At 63.7% G+C, this 1,613-nt stretch carries 2 protein-coding genes; both read left to right on the forward strand.

What is annotated here, in order from left to right:
* Nucleotides 1-477 (forward strand): alpha/beta hydrolase fold domain-containing protein (locus tag AWC08_RS00575; protein WP_136244909.1); only part of this gene is annotated, 477 nt, incomplete at its 5' end.
* A gap of 177 nt (nt 478-654) precedes the next feature.
* Nucleotides 655-1,613, forward strand: a 959-nt coding sequence (locus AWC08_RS00580; RefSeq protein ID WP_085087281.1) for a cytochrome P450, incomplete at its 3' end; no start/stop codon positions are given.

Below are 1,613 nucleotides of genomic sequence, written 5' to 3' on the forward strand. Positions count from 1 at the left end.
GATTCGGCGGGCGGCCAACTCGCCGTCGCGACCTCGTTGGGCGCGCTCGCACATCGCTCCCCGCCGCCCGATGGCATGTTACTCATGTCCCCCGTCGTCGATCTGACGTGCCAGCTGGCGATGGCACGTGAAACTCGCCGCCGCGATCCTTTCGCATCGGCCCGGTCCGCAACGCGTGCGCTCAGCCTCTATGTAGGCGATGCCCACCCGACCGACCCCCGCGTCAATGTCCTCGCCGCAGATCTCACCGGCTTGCCGCCGACATTGATCCAGGTCGGTGGAAGGGAGATGCTGCTCGACGACTCCCGTCAACTCGCCGAGCGCATGCGCGCCGCAGGAGCATCCGTGCGGCTTCAGGTGTTTCGCGGCCAGATTCACGTGTTCCAAGCCCTGTTTCGACTCTTGCCCGAGGCGCGTCACGCTTTGCACCTCAGCGGAGCGTTTCTCACAGACAGGGCCGAAGACACGTTTCCTTGACGCACGGGCCGAACGCAGGCAGGCGGCTAGCGCGCAGCAACCGCTTTTGTCACGCCCCACCGCGAAGGACCCGTTTGACAAACAGGGCAATTATGTATAACTATTAACATTGGTGGCCCAACTGTAAACAGCTGGTCGATCCTCCATCCCACGACGACCACAGGCCGGGGAGCGACAATGGTTAACCCGCTACACGCACCCGTCGATAAAGCCCGGGAACGGTTATCTTCGGTCATCTTGATTCCCGCGCCGCAACGGGTGGACGACGGACTTCGCCGGTGGAGTCGGCGGTGGCCAGTGCGTGAACTAGCCGCGCCCCCGGCCGGAAGCGGACTGCGACCGGTTCTCGGTGATGCCGGGCTCCCCTTGGTCGGGCACACCCTCGACTACATCCGGTTTGGGTCCGACCTGGGCAGAGAGCGCTACGAACGGTTCGGTTCTGTCTCGTGGATGGGAGCGTTCGGCACCAAAATGGCGGTCATCGCGGGCCCCCAAGCTACCCAGGAGGCGCTCACCACCAACGCAAAGGCGTTCTCGCAAGACGGCTGGGCCTTTCTCATCGACGCGTTCTTCCACCGCGGATTGATGCTGATGAGCTTTGACGAACACCTCATGCACCGGCGCATCATGCAGGAGGCCTTCACGCGGCCGCGACTGGCCGGCTACGTCACCCAAGTGACCCCTTGCGTCCGCGCAACCCTGCCCACGTGGCCGACCGGCCCGTCCGTCCGCATGTACCCGCTGTTGAAAAACCTGACCCTCGACATCGCCACCGATGTGTTCATGGGTGGCCGAGGCAAAGACAGCAGCGACGCCATTAACCAGGCGTTCGTCGCTACGGTACGCGCGGCCAGCTCACTCGTCCGCGCGCCGCTTCCCGGCACCCGCTATCGCGCCGGGATCCGCGGCCGACGGGTGCTCGAGGAATACTTCGCCCGGCACTTGCCGGCCGCCCGGGCCGGCAACAGCAATGACCTGTTCGCCGCGCTGTGCCATGCCAGCACCGAAGACGGACAACGTTTCAGTGACTCCGATGTCATCAACCACATGATTTTTCTGATGATGGCCGCTCACGACACATCGACCATCACCACCACCGCGGTAACTTATTACCTGGCAAAGCATCCAGAATGGCA

The organism is Mycobacterium gordonae, assembly GCF_002101675.1.
GTDB lineage: Bacteria > Actinomycetota > Actinomycetes > Mycobacteriales > Mycobacteriaceae > Mycobacterium > Mycobacterium gordonae.